The sequence below is a fragment of the Jatrophihabitans telluris genome (assembly GCF_023516435.1).
GTDB lineage: Bacteria > Actinomycetota > Actinomycetes > Mycobacteriales > Jatrophihabitantaceae > Jatrophihabitans_A > Jatrophihabitans_A telluris.
On record NZ_CP097332.1, the window covers coordinates 440198 to 463875 of the forward strand.

The 23678-nt window shown below is 64.6% G+C and carries 19 protein-coding genes and 1 tRNA gene; 13 read left to right on the top strand and 7 right to left on the bottom strand.

Annotation, left to right across the window (positions count from 1 at the left end; translation table 11 throughout):
- The first annotated feature begins 33 nt into the window (after positions 1–33).
- From M6D93_RS02125 to M6D93_RS02140, 4 genes are all read left to right on the top strand, one after another.
- Positions 34–2034 (top strand): multicopper oxidase domain-containing protein, encoded by a 2001-nt coding sequence (locus M6D93_RS02125; protein WP_249772571.1) that lies wholly within the window; start codon positions 34–36, stop codon positions 2032–2034.
- Between the two features lie 116 nt (positions 2035–2150).
- The gene (locus M6D93_RS02130; protein ID WP_249772573.1) at positions 2151–3110 is read left to right on the top strand and encodes a multicopper oxidase domain-containing protein; all 960 of its coding nucleotides are present in this window, start codon (positions 2151–2153) and stop codon (positions 3108–3110) included.
- A 114-nt stretch (positions 3111–3224) separates the two neighbouring features.
- Entirely contained in the window at positions 3225–3740 is a 516-nt protein-coding gene (locus M6D93_RS02135) for a hypothetical protein (RefSeq protein ID WP_249772575.1), read from the top strand.
- A 60-nt stretch (positions 3741–3800) separates the two neighbouring features.
- Complete coding sequence (locus M6D93_RS02140) at positions 3801–6017, top strand: S8 family serine peptidase (protein ID WP_249772577.1); 2217 nt, start codon at positions 3801–3803, stop codon at positions 6015–6017.
- A 267-nt stretch (positions 6018–6284) separates the two neighbouring features.
- Here M6D93_RS02140 and M6D93_RS02145 read toward each other — a convergent pair whose 3' ends face one another.
- Complete coding sequence (locus tag M6D93_RS02145) at positions 6285–7367, bottom strand: alkaline phosphatase family protein (RefSeq protein WP_249772579.1); 1083 nt, start codon at positions 7365–7367, stop codon at positions 6285–6287.
- Between the two features lie 277 nt (positions 7368–7644).
- Here M6D93_RS02145 and M6D93_RS02150 point away from each other — a divergent pair, with 277 nt between their 5' ends.
- Both M6D93_RS02150 and M6D93_RS02155 read left to right on the top strand, forming a co-directional pair.
- Entirely contained in the window at positions 7645–9738 is a 2094-nt protein-coding gene (locus M6D93_RS02150; RefSeq protein WP_249772581.1) for a phosphocholine-specific phospholipase C, read from the top strand.
- Between the two features lie 991 nt (positions 9739–10729).
- A complete protein-coding gene (locus M6D93_RS02155) occupies positions 10730–11290 on the top strand; it encodes a nuclease-related domain-containing protein (protein WP_249772583.1) in 561 nt (186 codons plus the stop codon).
- Between the two features lie 351 nt (positions 11291–11641).
- On the opposite strand, the gene M6D93_RS02160 is transcribed toward M6D93_RS02155, so the two are convergent.
- Positions 11642–15763 carry an Eco57I restriction-modification methylase domain-containing protein gene (locus M6D93_RS02160; RefSeq protein ID WP_249772585.1) on the bottom strand — a complete coding sequence of 1374 codons (4122 nt, stop codon included), beginning with the start codon at positions 15761–15763 and terminating at the stop codon, positions 11642–11644.
- Complete coding sequence (locus M6D93_RS02165) at positions 15760–16815, bottom strand: hypothetical protein (RefSeq protein WP_249772587.1); 1056 nt, start codon at positions 16813–16815, stop codon at positions 15760–15762. Before M6D93_RS02165 ends, M6D93_RS02160 begins: the two co-directional genes overlap by 4 nt.
- A gap of 550 nt (positions 16816–17365) precedes the next feature.
- Here M6D93_RS02165 and M6D93_RS02170 point away from each other — a divergent pair.
- From M6D93_RS02170 to M6D93_RS02180, 3 genes are all read left to right on the top strand, one after another.
- The gene (locus M6D93_RS02170; protein WP_249772589.1) at positions 17366–17569 is read left to right on the top strand and encodes a helix-turn-helix transcriptional regulator; all 204 of its coding nucleotides are present in this window, start codon (positions 17366–17368) and stop codon (positions 17567–17569) included.
- 286 nt (positions 17570–17855) lie between these two features.
- Positions 17856–18323 (top strand): site-specific integrase, encoded by a 468-nt coding sequence (locus M6D93_RS02175; protein WP_249772591.1) that lies wholly within the window; start codon positions 17856–17858, stop codon positions 18321–18323.
- 94 nt (positions 18324–18417) lie between these two features.
- Positions 18418–18747 carry a tyrosine-type recombinase/integrase gene (locus M6D93_RS02180; RefSeq protein ID WP_249772593.1) on the top strand — a complete coding sequence of 110 codons (330 nt, stop codon included), beginning with the start codon at positions 18418–18420 and terminating at the stop codon, positions 18745–18747.
- Positions 18748–18831: 84 nt separating this feature from the next.
- Here M6D93_RS02180 and M6D93_RS02185 read toward each other — a convergent pair.
- The 3 genes from M6D93_RS02185 to M6D93_RS02195 form a co-directional block, all read right to left on the bottom strand.
- Positions 18832–18903: transfer RNA gene (locus tag M6D93_RS02185), tRNA-Lys, on the bottom strand.
- Between the two features lie 447 nt (positions 18904–19350).
- Positions 19351–20013, bottom strand: coding sequence for a DUF305 domain-containing protein (locus M6D93_RS02190; protein ID WP_249772594.1), 663 nt, complete (start codon positions 20011–20013; stop codon positions 19351–19353).
- 40 nt (positions 20014–20053) lie between these two features.
- Entirely contained in the window at positions 20054–20470 is a 417-nt protein-coding gene (locus M6D93_RS02195) for a DUF6153 family protein (RefSeq protein ID WP_249772596.1), read from the bottom strand.
- A gap of 112 nt (positions 20471–20582) precedes the next feature.
- Here M6D93_RS02195 and M6D93_RS02200 point away from each other — a divergent pair, with 112 nt between their 5' ends.
- The 4 genes from M6D93_RS02200 to M6D93_RS02215 all read left to right on the top strand — a co-directional run bounded on the left by M6D93_RS02200 (position 20583) and on the right by M6D93_RS02215 (position 23106).
- The gene (locus tag M6D93_RS02200) at positions 20583–21926 is read left to right on the top strand and encodes a permease (protein ID WP_249772598.1); all 1344 of its coding nucleotides are present in this window, start codon (positions 20583–20585) and stop codon (positions 21924–21926) included.
- Positions 21913–22293 (top strand): ArsR/SmtB family transcription factor, encoded by a 381-nt coding sequence (locus M6D93_RS02205; protein ID WP_249772600.1) that lies wholly within the window; start codon positions 21913–21915, stop codon positions 22291–22293. Before M6D93_RS02200 ends, M6D93_RS02205 begins: the two co-directional genes overlap by 14 nt.
- A gap of 79 nt (positions 22294–22372) precedes the next feature.
- Complete coding sequence (locus tag M6D93_RS02210; RefSeq protein WP_249772602.1) at positions 22373–22552, top strand: hypothetical protein; 180 nt, start codon at positions 22373–22375, stop codon at positions 22550–22552.
- Positions 22549–23106 carry a GNAT family N-acetyltransferase gene (locus tag M6D93_RS02215; protein WP_249772604.1) on the top strand — a complete coding sequence of 186 codons (558 nt, stop codon included), beginning with the start codon at positions 22549–22551 and terminating at the stop codon, positions 23104–23106. The genes M6D93_RS02210 and M6D93_RS02215 overlap by 4 nt, the downstream gene beginning before the upstream one ends.
- On the opposite strand, the gene M6D93_RS02220 is transcribed toward M6D93_RS02215, so the two are convergent.
- Positions 23090–23650, bottom strand: coding sequence for a type 1 glutamine amidotransferase domain-containing protein (locus M6D93_RS02220; RefSeq protein ID WP_249772606.1), 561 nt, complete (start codon positions 23648–23650; stop codon positions 23090–23092). The genes M6D93_RS02215 and M6D93_RS02220 overlap by 17 nt on opposite strands.
- Between the last annotated feature and the right edge of the window lie 28 nt (positions 23651–23678).

A 23678-nucleotide genomic window follows, 5' to 3' on the forward strand; every position in this document is an offset into this window, starting at 1 on the left:
CAGCGAGCGCCGCAGCGCAAGGGGGTGGCCGCCGTGACGCGACGGCTTGTCGTCATCGTCTCGTCCTTGATCGTCGCCGTCGCTCTGGTGGTCGCGCCCCACGCCGCGACTGCGTTGCCGGTCGGCGCTCCGACGATCGGCATGGTGTGCACGCCGGGGACGACCACGGGCAGCACGCATGCGTTCAATCTCATCGCCAAGACCGGCTACATCGACACCCCTGATGGCAACAGCGTGTTCATGTGGAGCTACGCCAACGCCGATGCCCCCGACAGCGGGCGGTTCCAGAGTCCTGGTCCGGTGCTGTGCGTGACCCAGGGCCAGCTCGTGACGGTGACCCTGACCAACCAGCTGGAAGAGGCGTCCTCCGTCGTTTTCCCCGGGCAGACAGGCGTAACGGCTGCCGGCGGAGTTCCTGGCCTGCTCACGACCGAGGCCGCCCCGTCGGGCAGCGTGACCTACTCCTTCACCGCGGGACAGCCCGGTACGTACCTGTACGAGAGCGGCTCCGACATCGTCAAGCAGGCCGAGATGGGGCTGTACGGCGCTCTCGTTGTGCGCCCGTCGGCCGGTGCCGGCTACGCCTACGACTCGACCACCCAGTTCGACCCGTCCCGGGAGTACCTGCTGCTGCTGAGCGAAATAGATCCGGACCTGCACCACGCGGTGGAGACACACGCGAACTACGACGCGAACGCAGCCCGTGCTCGGTACTTCGCCATCAACGGGCGGGAGTTCCCCGACACGATCCAGGACAACGGTTCCTCGCTGTTGCCCAACCAGCCTTACGGGTCGCTCGTTCGCATTCAGCCGACGACGCCCGGGTCCAAGCCCAGCCTGATCCGGATGATCAACGTCGGCCTGCTCAATCACCCGTTCCACCCGCACGGCAATCACACCAGCCTCATCGCTCAGGATGGCCGGCTGCTGAGCAGCCCGAGCGGCGGATCGGCCGCGACCGAGCACTTCGGCGAAACGATCGGTGCGGGCCAGACCGAGGACTTCCTGCTTCGCTGGGACGACCAGGACCAGTGGAGCCCGGTGACCAACCCGCTACCGGTACCGGCCCCGAACTACCGCGACGTCTTCTTCAAGGACAGCAACACCTGGTACAGCGGCAGTCCGTACCTCGGATACAAGGGAACGCTGCCCACCGGCGTCAACGTGCAGAACATCTGCGGCGAGTGGTACTTCCCCTGGCACAGCCACGCCTTGAACGAATTCACCAACTACGACCAGGGCTTCGGCGGTATGGGCACCCTGTTGCGGGTGGACCCACCGGGTGGCTGCTTCGTCGCGCCGTCGTCGACCAATCTTGTCGGTGGTGTACTGAAGAGCGGATCGGTGAGCGCACTCAGTACCGATGACGGCTCGTACTACCAGGTCAATCCGAAGACGACCGTGCTCACGGCCGGCGCCTCCGCGGCGGCCGGAACCATGAGCGTGGGCTCGGCAGCGGGATTCCCGACCACCGCGGGCTATTACGTCCGCGTCGACAACGAGGTCATGCAGGTGACGGCCGGCATGGGCACCACGTCGTGGACCGTGCTGAGGGGCCGGCTCGGAACCCTCGCCGCTACGCACGCGGCCAATGCCACAGTGACTGCACTGGCCACCGACTGGTATGCGGGATTCACCGGCGTCGCCGCGGGTTCGTCGAACCTCAAGGTGACCTACAAGGGATCCAACTGCAACACGACGACCGCAACGACCTGCACCGCCTTCCCGTCCAACCCGCCGAGCCAGACGGTACGGATCTGTGACTGGACGGTCAGCGGAGCGACCGGCTGTGCCGGGGCCAACTCCGCGGGATGGGTCACGCTGCCCGCACCGCCGGCGCAACCGGTGACCGTCGGGGCAACCCAGGTTCAGTCGACCTGGACGCTGCCCGGTTCGCCGAGCAACTACATCGGCACCGGCAGCTATCGAGGCCAGGTCCGGGTCCTCGTCCACACCGATCGGTGGGCGCCCACCGCGCCGACCCCGTTCTCCACGTGGGGCAATCTGTTCAGCCTCACCTACGACGCGCCGTGACCTGCGATCCTTGGCGAGAAAGGCAAACGACGATGCTCACCACTGCTCACAGGTCCCTCCGCCGGGTATCAAGGCCGGCCCCGCGGAACTCTCGTCGACGCAGGCGGCCAGGCCTGGTGCCGCTGCTCGCGCTGTCGCTGGCGTTCACCGCCGTGGTGTTCGGCTCCGCGGCCCCGGCGTCCGCGGCCGCGGTCACCATCAACCTCTGCGCCGTACCGGGCAGCTTCGATCCGTTGCCGACGACGAATCCGAGCCTGTCGATCCCGATCTGGGGTTTCGCCACCACCACGACGCCTGGTGTCTGCACCGCTGCGGCGCCGACGCTGCCGGGCCCACAGCTGACCGTAACCGAAGGCGATTCGGTCACCTTGTCGGTGACGAATGCTCTGCCGGCGGGGCATTCGATCACCCTCGAGGCCGACGGGATCGACTTCGCGCCGGGTGCGGACAGCGCGGCACCGGGGGCAGTCGTCACCAGGACGTTCACGGCCTCGGCGGCGGGGACATACCTCTACGAAAGCGGAGGTGACGCCGGACTGCAGGAAGCGATGGGCCTCTACGGTGCGCTGCTGGTTCGTCCGGCCGTGGCCGGGCGTGCCTACGACGCGGCCAACAGCAACTACGACCGAGAATCGGTGCTCGTGCTGAGTGCGGTCGATCCCGCATACAACGCCGCGGCGGCACCGGTCGCGCACAATTACGCCGCCACCTACTGGCTGATCAACGGCCGGTCGTACCCGGACACCGCCGCAGTACTGGGCAGTCCCGGTCAACGCGTCCTGCTGCGTTACCTCAACGCCGGCTACGACAACACGACGATGTCGCTGCTCGGCGCGCGGGAATGGGTTTACGCACGCGACTCCCGGCCCCTGAACAACCCGTTCGACGCGGTCGCCGAGACCTTCCCGGCCGGCGCGACCGAGGACACCTTCGTCACGGTGCCGGCGGGAGCCGCGCCGAGCCAGTTCGGTTTCCCGTTGTTCAACCGGCAGTTGCACCTCACCAATGGCACCCAGATGGCCACCTCGCCGACGCCCGTCACCGGCGGCGGGATGCTCACCTTCCTGCACCCGTGACCGAGATGTGAACCGCTCGAACCGAATCGCAGGAACTCACCGGAGCCGACTGGACAACTGAATACCCGAACATCCGCCCGAGCCTTGGAGCTCCGCCCGATGGTCACTTCGACAGTGAACCCCCCGCGTCCGGTCCCCCCGGCCGACGGCGCCCGGCACCTGAGGGTGCTGGGCGTCGCCGTCGGCGCGCTGGCGGTCATCCTGGCCCTGACCGGGTACCTCGCCCTGCGCGCCACCCACCACACCGGCTCGTCGACGAAGCAGGCCGACGTCCCGGCGAGCTGGCATCGGCCGAGCGTCACCACGGCCGGGCTGGCCGATCGTAGTGGTGTTCGGATCACCCGGGTCGACGTCACCGGTGGCGGCGGCCTGATCGATCTGCGCTACCAGGTACTGGATCCCGACCGAGCCGCAGCGTTGCACGACACCGCGACCCCACCGGCGTTGGTGGACGAGACGAGCGGGCTGGTCGTGCACCAGCTGTTCATGGATCACGCCCATTCGGGTCCGTACAAGCAGGGCGTCACGTACTACTACCTGTTCAACGATCCGGGCAACTGGGTCCACCGCGGCAGCCGGGTGACGGTGCTGCTGGGTAACGCGCAGGTCGAGCACATCACGGTCAAGTAAGGGTCAGACGGGGGCAATGAGATGGCGATTCGGGCCGCGCGGAAGAGGATTTTGATCTCGGTGCTCGCGGCCGCGGTGGCGTCGCAGGTCCTGATCTGGACGGATGTTGCCGCCTCCGCCGCGGCCGGCGATCCGGTCGATGCGGTGATTCAGCTGCGCGCGCAGGCAGATCTCACCCCCGCTCGTGGGCTCGCCCGGCGCGAGCGGCTGCAGACGGTGGAGAAGACCCTGCGGTCGCACGCGCAGCGAACGCAGAAGGAGCTGCTCGCCGAATTGCAGCGCGCTCAGAAGCGCGGCACCGTCACGTCCATCCAACCCCTCTGGATCACCAACGCCATCGCCGTCCGGGCGACTCCGGCGGAGCTGAACGCCATCTCGGCGCGCAAGGACGTGGCCTCGGTCCGCCGTGAGTTCACGGTCTCGGCCGCCGCGTCCACGACCTCGGCTCAGGCCGCCGGGCCGACCGAGCCGAACGTTGCCCTCGTCAATGCGCCGGCAGTGTGGAACCTGGGCTACCGCGGCCAGTCGGTGGTGGTGGCCAACATGGACACCGGAGTGGACGTGAGCCATCCGGATCTGGCGGCCAGCTGGCGTGGTGGCAGCAACTCCTGGTACGACCCCAACCGCGAACATCCCAGCACGCCGACGGACGTCAACGGGCACGGGACACAGACCATGGGCGTGATGGTGGGCGGGTCGGCCGGTGGCAGCGCGATCGGAATCGCCCCGGCGGCCAAGTGGATCGCGGTGAAGATCTTCAACGATCGCGGGTCGGCCACCTCGACGGCGATCCATCTGGGCTTCCAGTGGCTGCTCGACCCGGACGGCAATCCGGCGACCGCCGATGCGCCCAATGTCGTCGACGATTCGTGGACGATGTCAGGCGGAGGCTGTGACCTGTCGTTCCAGCCTGACCTGCGCAGCCTGCGGGCGGCCGGCATCCTGCCCGTCTTCGCCGCGGGCAACGACGGCCCGACCGCCGGCACCATCTTCGCGCCGGCCAACAATCCGGAGGCCTTCGCGGTCGGCGGCATCGACAACAACAGCGCGCTGTATCCATACAGCAGCCGGGGACCGAGCCCGTGCACCCAGTCGGTCGCTCCCAAACTGGCCGCGCCGGCCGTCGGCATCCGTACGACCGACCTGGCCGGCGGTTACGCCAGCGACACCGGCACCTCGGTGGCGGCGCCCGCAGTTGCCGGGGCACTGGCCTTGCTGGTCGGTGCGTTCCCCAACATGAGCGCCGATCGGCAGGAAGCCGCGCTGGACAACGGTGCGGTCGATCTGGCACCGACCGGGGTGGACGCGGACACCGGGTTCGGTCGCCTCGACGCGCTCGCTTCGTTCAACTGGCTGGCCAGCACCCCTGATTTCACCGTCGGCGCCGGCCCGAGCCAGGTGAGCGTGCTGGCCGGCGGCACTGCCAACTACTCGGTCAACATCACCTCCTTCGGGGGCCACACCGCCGACGTCTCGCTGTCGCTGTCCGGCCTGAGCAGTGCGCAGGCCAGCTGGGCGTTCAACCCGGGCACCGTTGCCGGCGGCGCGGGCACGTCCCAGCTGCAGATCACCACGAGTACCGGGATCGGGCTCGGCGATCATCCGGTCACGATCACCGGCACCGACGGCACGCTGACCCGGAGCACGACGGTGACCCTCACAGTGACCGCCCCGCCTGACTTCAGCGTCGCGGTGACCCCGACGGCGGCCACCGTCGCACCGGGTGCCGCGACCAGCTTCACCCTCAGCAGCACGGCCCTCAACGGTTTCGCCGGGACCCTGACCCTGTCGGCCTCCGGACTGCCCGCATCGGTCGGCACGGCCGTGTTCAGCCCGTCCTCGATGGCCGTGGGCGCGACGTCCCAGTGGCAGCTGACAACTGCGGCATCGGCGCCGGGCGGAATCTATCCGGTGACGATCACCGCGACGTCGGGCACCCTGAGCCACACCGCCCAGCTGACGGTCACGGTGCCGGCGCAGGACTTCAGCCTGACGATCTCGCCGTCTTCGGTACGGCTCGCCCGCGGGCAGACCGTGACCTTCACTGTGACCGCGACCGGGCTGAACGGGTTCACGGGGTCGATATCCCTTACCGGATCGGGACTTCCCGCCGGTTCGTCGGCCACCCTGACCCCGAATCCGGTCCAGGCCGGCGCTTCGGCAAGCTGGCGGATCCGGACCAGTCCGTCGGCCACCAGAACGAGCTACACGATCAAGATCACCGGCAAGGCCGGTGCCCTGAGCCATCAGGCCACCGCGACGCTCACGCTCACCTGATCGTCCGGTCGCCCCTACCCCGAGGCGCCCTCCGCGTTGACGTTGCCCTTGTTGCGTGCGGGTCAGCGTTGACGTTGCCCTTGTTGCGTGCGGGTCTGCGTTGACGTTGCCCTTGTTGCACCGGGGTCAGCCCACCGCGAATGGGCGGTTCGATCACGAGTGGGCAGTTGTAAGCGCCCATTCGCGATCGAACCGCCCATTCGCCAAGAGCGGGGGAGGGCCCGGCCCGGCCCGGTCTGCTCCGTGTCCGCCGGCCGGACGCAGCGATCAGTGCTTGTTGGTACGGAACAGTCGTGTCATGGCTGGGACGCTGGAGTCGCCGGCGTGGGCGAGGTAGCCGAGACCGAAAGCGTGCTCCATGGTCTTGAGCAGCGAGTAGTGGTTGTAGCCGGTGTTGTCGATGATGTGGCGCGGGTGCTTCTGGTTGGTGATCACGATCGTCACCACGTGACCGCCGCCGACGGTCGATCCGCAGCATCCGGTTCCAGGTTGTCCGGAGTCGGAGTAGTCGTCCTCGTCCCACGTGATGACGATGGCGTTGTTGCCCTGACGCCAGGTTTGCGAGGCCATGATCGTCTTCACCATGTCGTTGACGTAGCTGTCACCGGCACTGATGAGTCCGGTCGTGTCGGAGCAGGGCCCGGTGCCGTGCATGTCGTGGCACTGATCCGGCACGACGAGGCTGTAGTTCGGCAGGGTGCGATGGGCCAGATCAGAGGCGAGTTGGGTGTCGGGAACCATGTTGTCCAGGGCGCCCTGAGTGTTGCGGAAGTTGAGGAACGGGTTGTGCTTGGAGGCATACAGCGCGTTCGAGTTGCTCGGGTACTTGAACGTGTACGGGCCGTTGGCTGCGGGGCCTGAAGTCACGAGCGTGGCCGGCGAAGGCGGCAGGCTCTGGAAGTACCCCTTCCACGTCTTGTTCGCTGCGGTCAGCTGGTCGGCGAGGTTGGGCCGGTTGACGGTGTGGTCGACGGTCGTGCCCGCACACATCGGGTCGGATGTGGCCATGGCAGGCGTGCAGTAGAACTGGTTGTCGTCCTGGATGCCGTAGTAGTCGCCGCCGATGTTGGCGACATAGTTCGGTTCGCTCGGGTGCGTCACGCCGTAGTAGTTGGTGGCCAGCCCGTAGCGGTTGGCCAACGCGTTCAGGTGAGGCGCGGCGGCGTTGCCGATGATTGAGGAATAACTGGTGTTCTCCATCATGATCTCGACGATGTGCTGGTAGCGCACACTGTGACTGGCGGCGTCCTCTGATGGATGGCTGGTGACGGCCAACGACGAGACGGGCGAGGCTGCGAGCACGGCCGCCGTCAAGACCGCGACACCAGCAGCGATTGTCTTACGCTTCATAGGTTGCTTCTCCTTCCACGAGGGCGAGCGGGGGGCGCGCGCTTGGGGCGAACCTAAACCCGTCCTCGTCGGGCGCAGATGAACCCACCTCTAACAGAGCGTGAATAACCGGCGATGGCTCTCGCGCCCTGATGCGCACGCTTCAGGGGTCGTCCCTCGGGCCTGAAATGGTGATCAACGCCAACACTTCGGCTGATCTTCAACGGTCGTTTGCCCGGAACGTCCCGCCGGTGGGCAGGGTGAGGGGCACTCGCCCGCTCTGAAAGGTCGTGGTCTGATGGTCAACGTCGATCGGCGCAGATTTCTCCAGCTGGCCGGTGGCACGGTAGGCGCCGCGGCGCTGAGCGCCATGTTCTCCGACAGCATCGCCCGCGCGGCGGCGATCCCCGCGAACCGTGCGACCGGGACCATCCGCGACGTCGAGCACATCGTGATCCTCATGCAGGAGAACCGCAGCTTCGACCACTACTTCGGCACGATGCGCGGCGTGCGGGGGTTCAGCGACCCGCACCCGGCGATGCTGCCCAGCGGTAAAAGCGTCTGGCACCAGTCGGACGGCCACGTCGAGACGCTGCCTTTCCGTCCCGACAAGGACAACCTGGCGCTGACCTTCATCGAGGACCTCGACCACAGCTGGGATCCGACCCATGCGATGTTCAACGGCGGCCGCTACGACCAGTGGATCCCGAACAAGACCACAACGGCCATGGCCCACCTGGAACGCAAAGACCTTCCGTTCCACTACGCGCTGGCCGATGCGTTCACCGTCTGCGACGCCTACCATTGTTCGCTGCTCGGCCCGACTGATCCCAACCGCTACTACATGTGGACCGGTTGGGTCGGCAACGATGGCAAGGGCGGTGGCCCCGTGATTGCCAACGACGAGATCGGTTATGACTGGACCACCTACCCCGAACGCCTGCAGAAGGCCGGTGTGGACTGGAAGATCTATCAGGACGAAGGGGCCGGACTGGACGCCGCCCACTTCTGGGGCTGGGGCAGCGACCCCTACATCGGCAACTACGGCGACAACTCGCTGCTGTATTTCCACCAGTACCAGAACGCCCCGGCCGACAGTCCGCTGGCCCAGCGCGCCCGGACCGGTACTGACGTCAAGGACGGTGGGGGCTTCTTCGACATCCTCACCGCTGACGTCACGAGCGGGAAGCTGCCGAGCGTCTCCTGGATCGTGGCCCCCGAGGCCTACACCGAGCACCCGGCGTGGCCCGGTGGCTACGGCGCCTGGTACACCGCCCAGGTCCTGAATGCGCTGACCAGCAACCCCGAGGTGTGGAGCAAGACCGCTCTGATCATCACCTTCGACGAGAACGACGGATTCTTCGACCACATGGTTCCCCCTTACCCCAACGTCGGCGGACTGGGCGGGCACTCCACGGTCTCCACGGCGAACGAGTTGTTCACGGGAACCGCGGGCACAGCCGGCGGAACCAACGGAACGGCCGGCCCGTACGGCCTGGGCGTGCGGGTTCCCATGCTGGTTGTCTCCCCGTGGAGCACGGGCGGCTGGGTCTGCTCAGAGACCTTCGACCACACGTCGCTGATCCGCTTCATCGAGGCTCGCCACGGCGTGCACGAGCCCAACATCACGCCCTGGCGCCGCACGGTCAGCGGAGACCTCACCTCGGCCTTCGACTTCGGTCGCACGGCCACCAAGGTGCCGAACCTGCCCGACACCTCCGCCTACAAGCCCACGGCCAGTGCGCCGCCGAGCTACCACCCGGTCCCGCCCACCCACGGTGCACTCCCCGTGCAGGAAGAGGGAATTCGCCCCTCGCGCGCTCTCGGCTACCAGCTGGCCGCGAACATCTCGGTCCTGGATTCCGCCCTGCGCCTGAAGCTGCGCAACCACGGCAGGCTCGGAGCCCACATCCAGGCCCGATCACTCACGATCCCCGGCGCCCCGTTCAGCTACACCATCGGCCGCGAGGACCACATCGCCGTCGACCTGCCCCACCCGGGTCAGTACGACCTCTCCCTGCACGGACCGAACGGCTTCTACCGTCGCTACGCCGGCACCCCGGACCTGAGCCTCGCCGTCGACGTCCTTGCTCGCGGACACTCCGCCCTGCAGCTCACGATGCGCCTGCACGGGCAAGCGCCCCGCCGGGTGCACGTCCGCCTCACCGACGCGTACGGCAAATCGCACACCGTCGAAGTCTCGGCCCACCGCCCCACCGTTCACATCGTGGAGACCAGCCACACTTACGGCTGGTATGACCTGACGATCACCACCCCGGCCGACCCGGCTTTCGCCTACCAACTGGCCGGCCGCCTCGAGACCGGGCGTCCATCGAGCAGCGACCCTCAGCTCGGCCGTGGCCGGCTCCGCTCCACGGTCGGCGGGAGCTGAGGGGATCCAGCGCTGATTTCTTCGCTGACCCATCCGGCGCTTATTGCGGCGGGGACGGACCTCCGGGCGGCCCGGGCAGCGTCACGTCACTCAGCGGTTTCCCGTCGTCGGTGACCCCAGTCATCGGGCAACGTCCGCTCTCGTGCACTCTCGTGCACTCTCGTGCCTGGTGGACCGATCAAAATCGGGCGATCACGCGTGCCGGATGCACGAGCCAGTTGAATCGGCCATGCGTTGTGGGCCCCGTCGGGCTCGAACCGACAACCTACGGATTAACCTCCGAGGTCCTGCGAGAGCAGCCCTGAGACGGGCATTAGCGTGCTTGGTCGTAGTGCTGTGGTGGTGGTCCGGCGTCCGGGTCGTACTCGCCGCGTCGCTTCCCAGATCGTTTCGTTGGCGCTCGCCTGGTCGCCCCCGTCACGCGCCTAGTCTGGGCCTGTGGCGGTGTCGTCGTGGTTCAGGAGACTCTGGCCCTGGTCCTGGCGGGGCAAGGTGGGCGGATGGCCTAACGTCACGCCACCGACGGTTCCGCCGAGCGGCGGTCCTCCGGTGTTCGACCAGCCCCGTCGTCCGGACGACCAGGAGGAGCCACCGACCTGATAGCGGAGCACCTGAGCCTGCCGGAGTGGCCGGGTCAAGGGTGGCCGCAGGCCATCACGCAGTGACGCGCAGCGCCCTTGATGCGGTCCGTAGGCGGGCGGATGCTCGAGCGTCGGGTCGGCGGCCGCAGGTGGGGTGTCCGAATGTGGGCGTTTCTGCACGTGGTGCCGGGCTGATGGGCCCTGCTCTTGAAGTGCTTGGCAGGGCAACTACCGCTGGTCGGCGGGCGCAGGATCGATACGACGGTCTCGCTCGTGCATGGCGACGTCGCAATCTCCGACTCTTTGCCACCGTCGCCCTCATATCTGGGTCCATCTTTGCGGTGTCGCTGGCCGGTGCGGTCATATGGTCGGGTCCAACCTGGATGTTCGGATTCTTCGGCGGTGGCGCCGTGGCTTTCTTCATGTGCGCCTGGCTGACACCGCCGGCATTCGTCGAGAACTGGCAGTTCGGGGCTTGGGGAGAAGAGGCGACAGCAAGGGCGTTGCAGCCGCTCGAGCGGGACGGGTGGGTGGTCTGGCACGACCTCACCGCTGGTCGCGGGAATGTGGACCACGTTGCCGTGGGTCCCGGCGGAATCTTCCTCATGGGCTCGAAACGGCTGCGAGGCGTCGTCAACGTTGATGGGTCAGCCGTGACAGTGACCAGGCTGGACGATCCCGACCTCAGCTACGAGTTCACCGGGAGTCGGCACGTTCAGGGGCTTGCCCTCCAGGCCCATTCCCGGCTGGCAACCGGCAGCAAGATCCAGCAGTGTGTTCAGCCGGGGGTCGTGTTCTGGTGCGATTTTCCCAAGGGTCTCGTCGAAGACCAGCGGTGCACGTACGTCCACGGTGACGCGTTGGCCGAGTGGATGGCGGGGCAGCCGCAGCGGATCGCACCGAGTCGGGTCACGCACCTCGCGGAGGCCTTGCGGGCGTCCTGGGAGGACGCTGAGAAGCAACTGACATAGGGGAGTCGCTCGACCCTGAATCCTGGTCGTCGGCGCTATGTCGTCATGCGCGGGGCCCCATCGCGGGGCCCCGCGCTGCGCCGCATCAGCGGCGCCTTGAGTCAGTAAGGAAAATTCTCACGGGCGGTGACAGGAACGGAATACCACAGGAACGGAACGAGGACAGCGTTGCGACAGACCGTCCCCAAGGCGTCAATCTCGGGCCGAGGCCGAGGCCGAGGCACGCCCATCGCCGATGCGCTGCGGCGGCTCCGGTGCGTGACCTGTGCAACAGATGGCGAATTCGTGCCAGAGCTCCCTCGGGCTGGTCGATGGGCGAAGCGCGGCGGGCGCCGCCCCGCGGACGGTAGGTCAGGGACGGACGCCGGGAAGCATTTCCTTAATCACAAGTCGAATGTGCTCCCGTTCGGCAATGGAGAGCCCGTACTTCTCGTTAAGTTGCTCGTCGATGCCTTCCACGGGTGCGTCCCAATCGATGTCAGACTCGGGAGATAGATCTTGCATAGGTACGAGAGCGAATGTCTTGCGCGTACCATTTTGGTTCGCCTTCGCGAAACTGACAAGGAATCGCAGGAATCGCGTGTGCATATATTTCTCAAGATTCCGACACGACTCCTCGGCAAGATCAAGATCGGCACCGACCACCAGATAGGTCTCCGTAGAAATCGTACCTGGCCCTGCAGTAAGCGTGTTCATGTTGTCGTCGGGCCGACTCGTCCCGATATTGTTCGCGAATGGCGTGAGAACCTTCCAGCGATCTATCCACTGAGCATGTTTGCCGACAGAGGCTCGCTCGACGAACCCGGTCTTGCCCTTGCTCGCGTAGATCTTTATGGGCTGGTGCAACCCTGCAGCGTCGGCTCGAAAATCTTGGCTGTCGGCAAAAGTTGTCAAAAAGCCGTAAGGATTCCTTGAGGAGACGAAATGCGACAGCATCAGCTCCGAGTCGTCGTTTGAAACGATGTGACCATCGGCAAGAAGTCGGTCAATCAGCAGCGCAGCAACGTTGTCGGCGATGAAGTATTCGAGACTGCCCACCTGGGCCTTTCGGCGGCCTTGCGAGATCACGACGCCATCTTGAGTGGTGGTCGCCATCACGCCATCGGTGCGGTTGTCGTAGTTACGGTCCAGCAGAAAGTAGTTCACGCCGCCGCGTAACTCGACCTGGGGAAACACTTCCTGGGCCGTCGAAAAGTGATGAACGGACGCCAGGTTCTCGTTGTGGAGCATTCCTCGCCGAAAATTGTCCAACCTCTTCCCGCCAGTGAACCAGACCGACGGTGTGACCATTGAAATGAATTCGGGAGACAGGTCCATGGCTAGGCTGACGAACTGGTGGTATAGGGGTTTGGCGCTCCCCTTTCCGCCGTCGTTGTCCGCCTCCTGATAGGGTGGATTTCCAACGACGGCTCCGAACTTCATTTCTTCACTTCCCTTTGTTTGCCCGGAATCTAGGTCGAGCGCATCGAACGGCACTCCTACCCTGCACAATCGGGATGACAGATCTTCCGCACCCAGCCGAAGGTACGCGTCAATCAGGACATATGCACTAAACCGGCCCGCGATGTTGCTCGCGTCGAGGCCGAGAATGTCGTAGAAGAGCCGTGTGAATTCATATGCAATCGTCGAAGTGGGAACAGAGTAGATCAGCTCTCTCAGTGCACCTGGCTCGACGCCGAGTTCGCCTACGAGCCGTTCGTATAGTGCCAGAGCGAACTCGCCAGACTTACTCGCGAGGTCGAGGAGGGGCTCGCCGCGATTAATGGCGGCCACTAGTGCGTCGCCAGGAATCTGGGCAACCATGTCCCGACACAACCACTGAGGGGTGCGCACCTCAGAGTCTGAAATACGGTTGAACTTGTTGAGCGCGCGCGTGGCCCGTTCTAGGGGCTCAAGCGTCTCATCGCGAACCAGTTGCGAGACATTCTGAATCTTGTAGTCAAGGCTGTTGAGTTTGAACGGGTCCAGTGCGCCCAATAGCGCACGCAGGATGTCCGAGTCGAGTGCCAGATGTCGGGCGATCCTAGCGCAGACGTCGTCGTCGCCGATTGCATCCACGACGTCACTCAGAGACCGAACATGTGTAGGCGCCAGCATGGCGAAGAAGAGAATTCGCTGGTAATACATTTGGAGCTTCCTGGCGAGAATCTTGGAAAGGTCGCCGCTTCGGTCGTAGTTGGTGCCCTTGTCGCGCGAGTCGTTGCCACTATTCGAGTTGGCATCGGGCTCTTCCAGCTGGGGCACCTCGATGTCGTCATCGTCCCCTTCAACCGCCTCGAGAGTCAGACCCGCTTTCGAGCCAATCTCCGACTGGGCCTCGATGACTCGCCGGATCTCTTGGTTGGTGAGCACGGTTAGATCGATCGGTATGTCTCGCGCCTCGTCCGCGATGCTCCGCTGGCTGTTGTACTCGCTCACCGCTTCGAGTATGTTCGCGGCCTCGACTCGATGGATCCTTCCGAGGTTCATCGTGATGATCGGCGAGATTCTCAATTCCTGTTCGATGCGCTTCGCAAGGGTCGCGTTGCCGTTGACTTCGGAATTGACGCTGTAAATCAGCGACTTCTGTTCCTGCATGCGGAACAACCGATCCGGGTCAAAGTCCACTAGCAGCGTTTGAGGCTTGAGATTCTCGCGTATTGGGCTGGCGTTCGCTGCTTCATCGTTGGGAAGGAGGGTGCGGACATACTGATTTTGAAGGCGAAAGACCGCCTGGTCGTACTCTTGGGGCGAAGAGGTGTCCTTGAGATACAGCATTGTGTCCCACTGCTCCACCGTGCTTCCAGTGAGCATGCGGTTCACCGTGAGAGTTAGGGTCTTACGTCCATCGGCTTCTGCTGCTCGGATCGCTTGTTTCACCTCCTCGGGTCTCCTGTAGCGCTTGGCTCCTTCAACGCCCGAGATGTTGATCACTTCGTAGTCGCCGAGATTCCGGAAATCGGAACGATTCATCGCAATCAGCTGTTCCATCGCGTCGCATGAAGCGCAGTAGGGAAGGACCATAACGATGTGACGACACATCATGCCATCTTTGATGCGGTCGTAGTCTAGGAAGCTCAGAAGGCTCTCGTCCTGCTGCGAACCGTCGACGGCCTTGAGTAGTTCGAGTACTTCCGGTTGGTGCTTGAACTGCTTGTGTAGGCCGTGCTGGTCTTGCTTGATGGACGCCGGCTCTAGCAGAGCAGAGAGTGCGAAAGGGGAACCTGCTATGCGTAATTGCTCCATCTTCACCCGTGCGGACCTGCTGGGTTTGAAGGCAAATCGGATCATTTGTGGGAAGCCGAAGTACGGGTTCTCCCATTCGTCGCCCGGCTCGTCCTGTTCCTGATTGCGACGATCCCACTGCTCTTGATCGCGAACAATGTCGGAGAACTGGACGAAGGAGATAACGTCTTCTTTGGAGAATTCACTGCCCATAAGTATCCGGTAGGGCGTTCCGGAAAGATGGAGCCGAACTCTGGCTTTAAGAACTTTGAGCTGCTCCTCGGCGTCGGCTGCGTCCACCAGGTCGTCTTCGCCCCTGGTAAGCGCGTTGCGGTCATCAGTGGGCTGCCCCGCGTTCCTTAGGACGCGACCGTATTCCCCTGCTCTTGCCCCGAAGTGCGTTTCGTCAATGATCAGGAGATCGAGCTCGTTCTCGAAGAGCCTCTCGTGTTTACCCTTGATTTTGGACCCTTGGAGGTCTTGCAGGGTTAGGAATAGGACTACGCCCCGGCCCGGACCTACCGCAGTCCGGACTGCGTTGGGGTCGCCGTTGAGGTCCTCTGAGTCAAGGAAGGTGTAGCCGGCGAAGTTTCCGGCCGTCTCGACTGTCTTCTTCCATTCGGTCTTCACGTCGGCCTTGGCGGAGACGACGAGAACTACCTGCGCAGCGATCGCCTCTGCGCAGCACAGGGAGGTGAAAGACTTCCCGAACCGCATCACGGCATACATCAGCAAGTTGGTTCTGCCCGCGTGTATTGCCTCTGTGAAGCGGTCGACGGCGGCTTGCTGGTTCGGGCGGAGGGTCCACGCAGGTCCCCGAACGTACTGATATTCGACTGGTAATCGTCTAGTCGCGTCGTAGTAGTCGTAGCGGCCCGTGTTGCCTTCGTGGTTGCTACGGATATCCGCAATGGCACATTCGACGTCATTTGCTGATGTGTCACCGAAGAACTCCCGACTGTAATAGATCCCACCACCCAGGACATCGCTTGCCAGTCGTGTCTTGCCGAGATCGGCCTCTAAGTAGCGGTGGACAGCAAAGTCCCGGAAATATACGTCATCCGCGACGGTGGCCGGCTCTTCATGCATCTTGATGAGGTCAGGGAAATAGCGCTGCCATTCGCGCAACCGAGTTGCAACAGGCCTAAAGGTGTCGCCCACCTTCAGGTAGTTCGGGACGGTGTTTGTCGAGAATGCGTAGATGTGTGGCTGTACTCGTCCGACGATGATTTCATCAAGGATTGTGTAGTCGACCTCGGGGAGTCTCACCGTGCTCCCCGTTCCTTCAGTAAAGAGCGGAACTCGATGGTCTCGTTCGCGCGCCAGTCTCGGATTCGACAGGGAGAATTGTCAGCCTCGTGTAGGTCAAACAACGTCATCTCACTCATGCCTGATCCAGCGGCCTTGAATGGGATCCTTCCCGTCAGGGCATCCATCTGCCAAATGTTCCAGGCGATGACTTCAGCGATGTTGGTCAATTCGTCTGTGGTGGGTTGCCGAGCTAGGGCATGCCGAGCGTAGTCAACGTAGCTTGTGAGCAGGTTCTCTCGGGCCAAAAGGAGGCTGTCTCCGTGGAACTCAAATCCGTACACACTTTGGAACGCGCGTAGGGCCCAATGCAACCACTCGGCTTCATTCTGGGAGCGTTCTGTGACAACACGCACCTTGCGATCCAGGAGTCCGATCCTGCGCTCGAGCGCAATGGGAACTCCTGTTGTAGCGTCGTACCTGCTTGCTAGGTATGGTGCCTCACCACAGGCCGATTCGAGCCGTGGCTCGTCGACATAGCATTGCCAGGTTCGGCTTCCCGTGGTTTCGAATTCGATCAGACCGCTTGCCGCCCGCCAAACGCGACCGGTCGTCGTGTTGAACACTCCAGTTCGACCGAACCACGCTTCGTCAACCAGGTTGTTCTGTTCGTTGCAGAGCCATGACGGCGTGAAGACTTCGGCCTTGTTCTTCGCTCGGTCACCTTGCCGCGCCTTGGACTTCGCCACGCGAGGACAGATGAGTCCCGCGTGCGGCCCGGTGATGGAGGCAACGGTGATCGCCTGATCCGCGTTGAACGCGCTCCCCAAGTGGGCGTAGTCCTGAGTCGCCCAGATGATGTTGCTCCCGGTGGCCATGTCCGCGAGGAGGAGCTCCAACACCCCAGGCGCAGAGTCGGCCAGCGACGCCTCGTCTACATCGACGCGGTTGGGGCCGCGTACCGCGATGACTGGACGTTGCGAGGGCATTGCCGAAGGTGAGGAGTCCGCGTCGTCCTCGATCCCGTCTTCGTACGCTGCGTTCGCACTCGCTGCGACGTAGACCCTAGACATGGGACTGACCCTACCCACGTCGGCCGACATTCACTGAGCACTGTCGGACACGGCGCGGCTCCTGCCCCGGCGTTGAGCGATCTCACTCGCCATGTCCAAACTGGACGCGGGCTGAACGTGTGTTCTGGCGCGGAGGGCTCTCGGCAACGGGATTGCCTCGCTCTTGCCGATCTTTGGGTGGAACTGTCTCACTGTTCCATGATGTCGCCGTGTGGCTGTCTAGAGGGGTGCGCCATAATGGATTGGTATGGCCACGCCCTCTCCTGCCGCGTGCGAGGCGCCCGGCGAACACGTCATCCATTAGCCCGGTCGATGCGCCCAAGTGGTTGACAGTCCACGATTGCGGACCAAGGCGCTTTCGCGAGATGCATGGAGGCGATTCGGCAGAAAGACCAGCGCCACCACTGCAAGAACCAAGGTTCTTGTAGACACCGGTGAGAGGACCGACCTCGATCTCGGGGCCTGGTCTCCTTGCGAACCTCGCGACGCAGGCCGTTCTCGATGGTCTCGTCCAATTCGAGGACGCCGCCGTAGTGAAGGGGTGACAGTCATGGAGACAATCGAACTGCCCGAGAACCGGCTCTGGACGGTCGAGGAGGTCGCGTACTACCTCGGCGTTCCCGTGCAGACCGTGTACTCCTGGCGGGGCCAGGGTCGCGGTCCGTGTGGGCGACGGGTTGGCAAGCGGCTGCGGTTCCGGCCCGAGGACGTGCGGAAGTGGGTGTCGTCGCTCTCCACGGAGGTTGCGTCGTGAGACCCCTGGGATTCGGTGAGACCGGAGACGTGACGTATGCGATGAAGAACGGCCGCGCGATGGCGCTGCTCTACTACCGCGATTACACAGGCATCCGCCGGCGAGTCACCCGGACCGGTGACTCAAGGGCGGAGGCTCGGCGGGCAGTGATCAAGGCTGTCGAGCGGCAGCTGGCTGGCGGCAGGGATTCGGCGTTCACCCCGAGGAGCACCCTCACCGAGGGAGCGCTGGGCTGGCTGCTCATGTTCGATTCACTGGTCGAGCGAGGGGTAAGTCGCCTTCGACGTTGGATCTCTACCGGGATGTGGTCGAGCACCACGTCATTCCCGGCGTCGGCACGCTTCGCTTGGGTGAGGTCACCACTTCGCGGATGGACCGGTTCCTTCAGGATGTGTTGCGGCGCAAGGGCTATGCCACAGCCAAAGTCACTATGACGGTGCTCTCCGGCATCTGCGGGTGGCTGGTTCGACAGGACGGTCTGCTGGCAAATCCTGTCCGAAACGTGACGCCGATTGAGATCGATCGAGACAGAACGGCTCGAGCGCTGACCCCGCGGGAGGTGCGTGACTGGCTGGCCATCCTCGACCAGAGCGACTATGCCAAGCGCAAGGATCTCCCCGAGCTGTCGCGCTTCATCCTCGCGACCGGCCTGCGGCTCGGCGAGGCTCTTGGCGTTCGGTGGGCGACATCGACATGGCCCGAGGCGTGGTCAGTGTCGAGCGCACCATCCTTAGACTCAAGGGCGGGGGCCTGAAGGAGTCCAGGCTGAAGTCGCGCACGTCGTACCGGGTACTCGTCCTACCGGGCTGGTGCGTGACGATGCTCAAGGCTCGACGGATCCGTCTCGGGTGATCGACGGCCCGGTCTTCCCGGACGCACTGGGCGGCTACCGCGATCGCAACAACGTCGGCGCGGACTTCCGGGACGTTCGCAAGGGGACGGGGTTCGAGTGGGTCACGCCGCACACTTTCCGCAAGACGGTTGCCACGCTGCTCGACGAGTGCGCTGCGTCGGCCCGGATGATCGCTGACCAGCTCGGGCACTCCCGTGTGTCGATGACACAGGACGTCAATCTCGGCCGGCGTGCCGTCCACTCGGCTGTGGCCGAAGCGCTAAGCACCTTCGACCCGGACCAGCCCCTCCCACCCGACCAGGCGGGTGGGGGAGGCCAGCCGTGACACGCCACATCGCTTCTGGGGTCTCTTCCGCACTCCGGAGATGGCCCCCAAATGCCTCCAGCAGGCCTTTGACCTGCAGGTTTGTGGGCCCCGTGGGGCTCGAACCCACAACCTACGGATTAAAAGTCCGCAGCTCTACCATTGAGCTAGAGGCCCCTGCGTCACCACGAGCCCCGGAAACACTGGCCCGTGATGCTCACAGACTACGGTCGCTGCGCCCGGTCGGCCGCCCCGGTGCGCAGTCAGTCCGCACGAGCGCGAGTAGATGTGCCTCGCGCACGTCGATCAGTGTAAGCCGGACGATCTTGCGCATCGCGACCGCCAGGATCGGACCGGCCGGTGAAGCGATGCGCTGGCACCGCGGTGCGCGCCCTGTTGAGGGCAGCAATTCAGCCGGCGGTCACGGAATGTGGGTGGCTATCAAGGCGCCGATGCGTGGCGGACATGTCCGCATGCTCGTACTGGAAGCCCTCGGCCAGGCCGAACACCAGGTCACCGGCGAGCCCGATCACGATTGAGCGCACGCGTTGGGCTGCAGCGCCCGTCCTCGCCGGCTCCCGGCCGGGCTCCGATCAAGGAGCCCGGCCCCGTAATCGTGTGGCGCTACAGCTTGCCGAGCATCGCCTTGAGCTGATCGATCTGAGCGCTCTGGCTCGTGATGATCGACTGGGCTAGCTGCTTTGCATCGCTGTTCTGTCCCTGAGCGAGTTCCGTCTTGGCCATGGTGACGGCACCCTCATGGTGCTGGATCATCAGCTGAACCCACATCCGATCGAAGGCCGCCCCGGCCGCCTTACCGAGTGAGGCCATGTCGGCGTCGCTCATCATGCCCTGACCGTGGTCCATCCCGGCCATCGACGATGAAGACATCGACGCCGACGGGACAGGTGCGCCCCAGCCCTTCAGCCACCCGGACATGCGGATGACTTCTGGGTCCTGCGCATCCTTGATTGTCTGCGCCATAGCCTTCACGTCGGCGTTCGTTGCTTGCTTCAGTGCCATGTCAGCCATCTCGATGGCTTGGCCGTGGTGCGGGATCATCTCGGTCGCAAAGCTCACGTCGGCCGCGTTGTGCGGTCCGCTCGCGGGTGCGGCCGCTGCCTGGGGCGCCGCCGTTGACATCGACATACCGCCCATCCCGATGGACGGGGACTGAGCAGCGGGCGTGGTGTTCGAGCCGCAAGCGGTCAGTACGAGGGCGCCCGCGGTCAGCGCGGCGGCGCCAAGAATACGAATCTGCATGTCGTGCCTTTCGGGTTGAATCAATGGACATAACGGAGAGCGCGCGCCATGAGCGCGCGCACCATCACGTCCGACTGATGCACAACCCGATGAGCGACGGAGAAGGTGGAGCGCGACGTCCCACGGGGGATCCCGTCACGCGCACGAACCCGAACGCCGTCGTCACTGCCGCGCTCACGACGGCCAGGGCCAGGGTGTCGTGCGACAGCGCTGAACGCAGGACTGTCACGCAGTTGCCGTGGTCCATCGAGCAGCCCGGCATCGGCACGCGCTGTGCCGCCGTCGTCGTCGTCGCCGTCGCCATGGTCGAGCCGGCGCCCATCGCCAGAGCTGTCATGTCGTGGACCGCCGTCATCCCAGCTCGATCAGTGACGGTCATCGTCGTGGGCGCACCGTGCATCGCGAACAACCCAATGAGGACCCCGGCCGCAGCAATCGCTCGCCAGGCCCCGGCGGCGGCGGCAAAGCGGCGTCGGCTCATCACCAGGCGATGATATCCGCACAACCGTACGGACTTGCAACTTCGCCCGCCGAGGAGTATCACTGAGGCAACATCCGTAGACACGTACGGATGTAAGACGGAGGTAGCGGACATGCACGTTCTCGACGGACTCGGCCACGGCTTCGACGAAGCGTTCTTCATGTTTTGGGAGACCCTGTGGGCCCTTGTCCTGGGTTTCGCCCTCTCCGGGGCCGTCCAGGCCTTCGTGTCTCGCACCGAGATGCAGGCATCGCTGGGTGACCATCGACCCAGGACGCTGAGCAAGTCCTCGTTCTTCGGCATGATCAGCTCGTCGTGTTCTTATGCCTCATCCGCACTGGCCAAGAGCCTGTTCTCGCGAGGCGCCGACTTCACCGCCGCGATGGTGTTCATGGTCGCCAGCACCAACCTGGTCGTCGAGTTGGGGATCGTGTTGTGGCTCCTGATCGGCTGGCAGTTCGCGCTGGCCGAATTCGTCGGCGGGGTGATCATGATCGTTCTCCTCGGCATCGTCCTGCCTCGAGTGCTCCCCGAGTCCTGGATCGAAGAGGCCCGACGAAGGTTGAACTCCGACACTGCATCGGCGATGCCTGCGGGCCATGAGCACCATGACGATGCAGACGCCCCGGATACCGCCCCGTTCCGTCAGCGAGTCACAACCCGCGCCGGCTGGGGCGACGCGTCGGGCTACACCATCAGTGACCTCACGATGGTGCGCAAGGAACTCGTGATCGGCTTCGTGATCGCCGGCTACTTGGCGGCGCTGGTTCCCACGGCCTTCTGGCAGTCGCTGTTCCTTACCGGCCACGGCTTCTGGTCCAGCCTCGAGAACGTCGTGCTCGGCCCATTCCTCGCCATCATCAGCTTCGTCTGCTCCGTCGGCAACGTGCCGCTGGCCGCCGCGCTGTGGCAGGGAGGAATCTCCTTCGGCGGCGTCGTGTCGTTCGTCTTCGCCGACTTGATCACGTTGCCGCTCTTGTCGATCTACCGTAAGTACTTCGGTACGGCGATCACCATCCGCATCCTCGCAACGTTCTGGGCCACGATGAGCATCGCTGGTCTTGCGGTTGAGTATCTGTTCAAGGCAGTCGGCATCTCTGACCCGGTTCGGCCGACCATGGTCGTGCACACCGGCTTCCAGTGGAACTACACGACGATCCTCAACATCGTTGCCCTGATCGGATTCACCGTCATCTACTGGCTCTACAAGTCACGGGACCTGTCCGGCTCCGCTGCCCGCTACGGCAAGGACCCGGTGTGCGGCATGCAAGTCGAGAAGGCCCACGCTCCGGCCAGTACCACTCACGACGGCACCGAGTACTGGTTCTGCTCGGATCACTGCAAAGCACGCTTCGTCGCCGAGCCCGAGCGTCAGCGAGCGCCGCGGACGCCCGCTACCCTGCACATCGGCGACGCGCCACACGCAGGCCACGGGAGAAGCCATGACCACCACTGATCACGCCCACCCGATCGACGCAGAACGCGTGGCCCATGCCAAGAGTCGCCTGCCCAGCGCGGACGACGCGGCCCGGCTCACCAGCCTGCTCAGCTTGATGGCCGATCCGGTGCGCATCCGGTTGATCTATGCCCTCGACGTCGCCGAGGAACTCTGCGTCGGAGACCTCGCGCTGGCGTTGGAGGTCAACGAGGACGCGGTCACCTACGCATTGCGACTGCTGCGTACCGCCGGGCTGGTCGTCGGTCGTAAGCAAGGGCGCGTCGTCTACAACCGACTCGCACACGATTTCCCCGAACCTCTGCGCGACCACTGCCTGCGTCAGCTCGTCGAACTCACGCGTTCCACGTCGGACGATGAAGACTAGGCGGAGGTCTGCGCTCGGTTGCAGAACGACGGGCGCGGTTGCGCGAGAGCGTTCGGCTCCGGGGCGGTAACGTCGAGGTATGAGCGAACATCCGGACGAGCAGCGCATCGATGAACGTGCGGCCCACCTCACGCCGGAGGAGCGGGCCGCAGGCAGTGACGATCCGCATCGTCAGGCCGAGGTCATCCTGGAAGACTCCGACGCGCGGACCGACGATCCCGAGGGGACGTTGCACCGTTCCACCCAGACACCGGAGTGAGCCCGTCAGACACCGGAGTGAGCCCGTCAGACACCGGGCTGAGCCCGCCGGACTTCACGCTCGTCCGCCGCGACCTCGATCATCCTGACGCCGCCGCCCTGATCGAGCTTGTCCAGGCCGAGTACGTGCGGATCTACGGCGGCCCTGATGCCGCCCCGATCGGTCCGACCGAGTTCGCCGCTCCGGCCGGGCACTTTCTCGTCGGGTACCTGGACCAGGTTCCGGTGGCGATGGGCGGCTGGCGCAGGCATGGCGACGAACACCCCGACACGGCCTGGGCGCGTAGTCGCGCTGAGATCAAACGGATGTTTGTCGCCGACGCGGCCCGTGGACGCGGGCTGGCGCGGTCCCTGCTCACCGCACTGGAGACCGAGGCCCGAGCCCAGGGCGTGCACTGGCTGCTGCTCGAGACGGGTTTCAAGCAGCCGGCCGCGATCGCCCTTTACCGCGCGGCCGGCTACCGCGACATTCCCAACTTCGGGCACTACGCCGACACGCCCCTGTCGGTGCACCTCGGCAAGGCCCTGACTAGCGGGGCTACTTTCCCGCCGTAAAGACCCGCACGGCCTCGGACGTGAACGCGGCCAGGTCGTCGGGATTGCGACTGGTCACCAGAGTCCAACCCTGCTCGTCGGAGACGACGACCTGCTCGTCCGTCCACTGCGCGCCCGCGTTGCGTAGATCGGTCTGCAGGCTGGGCCAACTGGTCAGTTGCTTGCCCTTGACGACATCGGCTTCGATCAGCGTCCAGGGGGCGTGACAGATGGCGGCCACGGGCTTTCCGGCCGCGACCCAGTCGCGCACAAAATTCACCGCGTCAGGGTTGGTCCGCAGCGCATCGGGATTGGCGACTCCACCGGGCAGGACCAGGCCGTCGTAGTCGTTCACCTTCGCGTCGGCAATCAGCACGTCGACGTCGAAGGTGTCGCCCTTGTCCAGGTGATTGAACGCCTGTGCGGTCCCGGACTCCGGCGCCACCAGCACCGGGGTGCCACCAGCCTGCTCCACGGCCTTCCAGGGTTCGGTCAGCTCGACCTGCTCGATGCCTTCGTTGGCCACCAGGAAGGCGATTCGCTTACCGCTCAGTTCTTCAGCCATTACTTTCCCCTTTCACAGACGGACGAAG

What these genes read in the sequence shown, in the direction of transcription:
- M6D93_RS02195 (WP_249772596.1), bottom strand. Translation starts at nt 20,470, where the DNA reads ATGAGCCGACGCCGCTTTGCCGCCGCCGCCGGGGCCTGGCGAGCGATT.
- M6D93_RS02200 (WP_249772598.1), top strand. Translation starts at nt 20,583, where the DNA reads ATGCACGTTCTCGACGGACTCGGCCACGGCTTCGACGAAGCGTTCTTC.
- M6D93_RS02210 (WP_249772602.1), top strand. Translation starts at nt 22,373, where the DNA reads ATGAGCGAACATCCGGACGAGCAGCGCATCGATGAACGTGCGGCCCAC.
- M6D93_RS02170 (WP_249772589.1), top strand. Translation starts at nt 17,366, where the DNA reads ATGGAGACAATCGAACTGCCCGAGAACCGGCTCTGGACGGTCGAGGAG.
- M6D93_RS02145 (WP_249772579.1), bottom strand. Translation starts at nt 7,367, where the DNA reads ATGAAGCGTAAGACAATCGCTGCTGGTGTCGCGGTCTTGACGGCGGCC.
- M6D93_RS02205 (WP_249772600.1), top strand. Translation starts at nt 21,913, where the DNA reads ATGACCACCACTGATCACGCCCACCCGATCGACGCAGAACGCGTGGCC.
- M6D93_RS02165 (WP_249772587.1), bottom strand. Translation starts at nt 16,815, where the DNA reads ATGTCTAGGGTCTACGTCGCAGCGAGTGCGAACGCAGCGTACGAAGAC.
- M6D93_RS02150 (WP_249772581.1), top strand. Translation starts at nt 7,645, where the DNA reads ATGGTCAACGTCGATCGGCGCAGATTTCTCCAGCTGGCCGGTGGCACG.
- M6D93_RS02220 (WP_249772606.1), bottom strand. Translation starts at nt 23,650, where the DNA reads ATGGCTGAAGAACTGAGCGGTAAGCGAATCGCCTTCCTGGTGGCCAAC.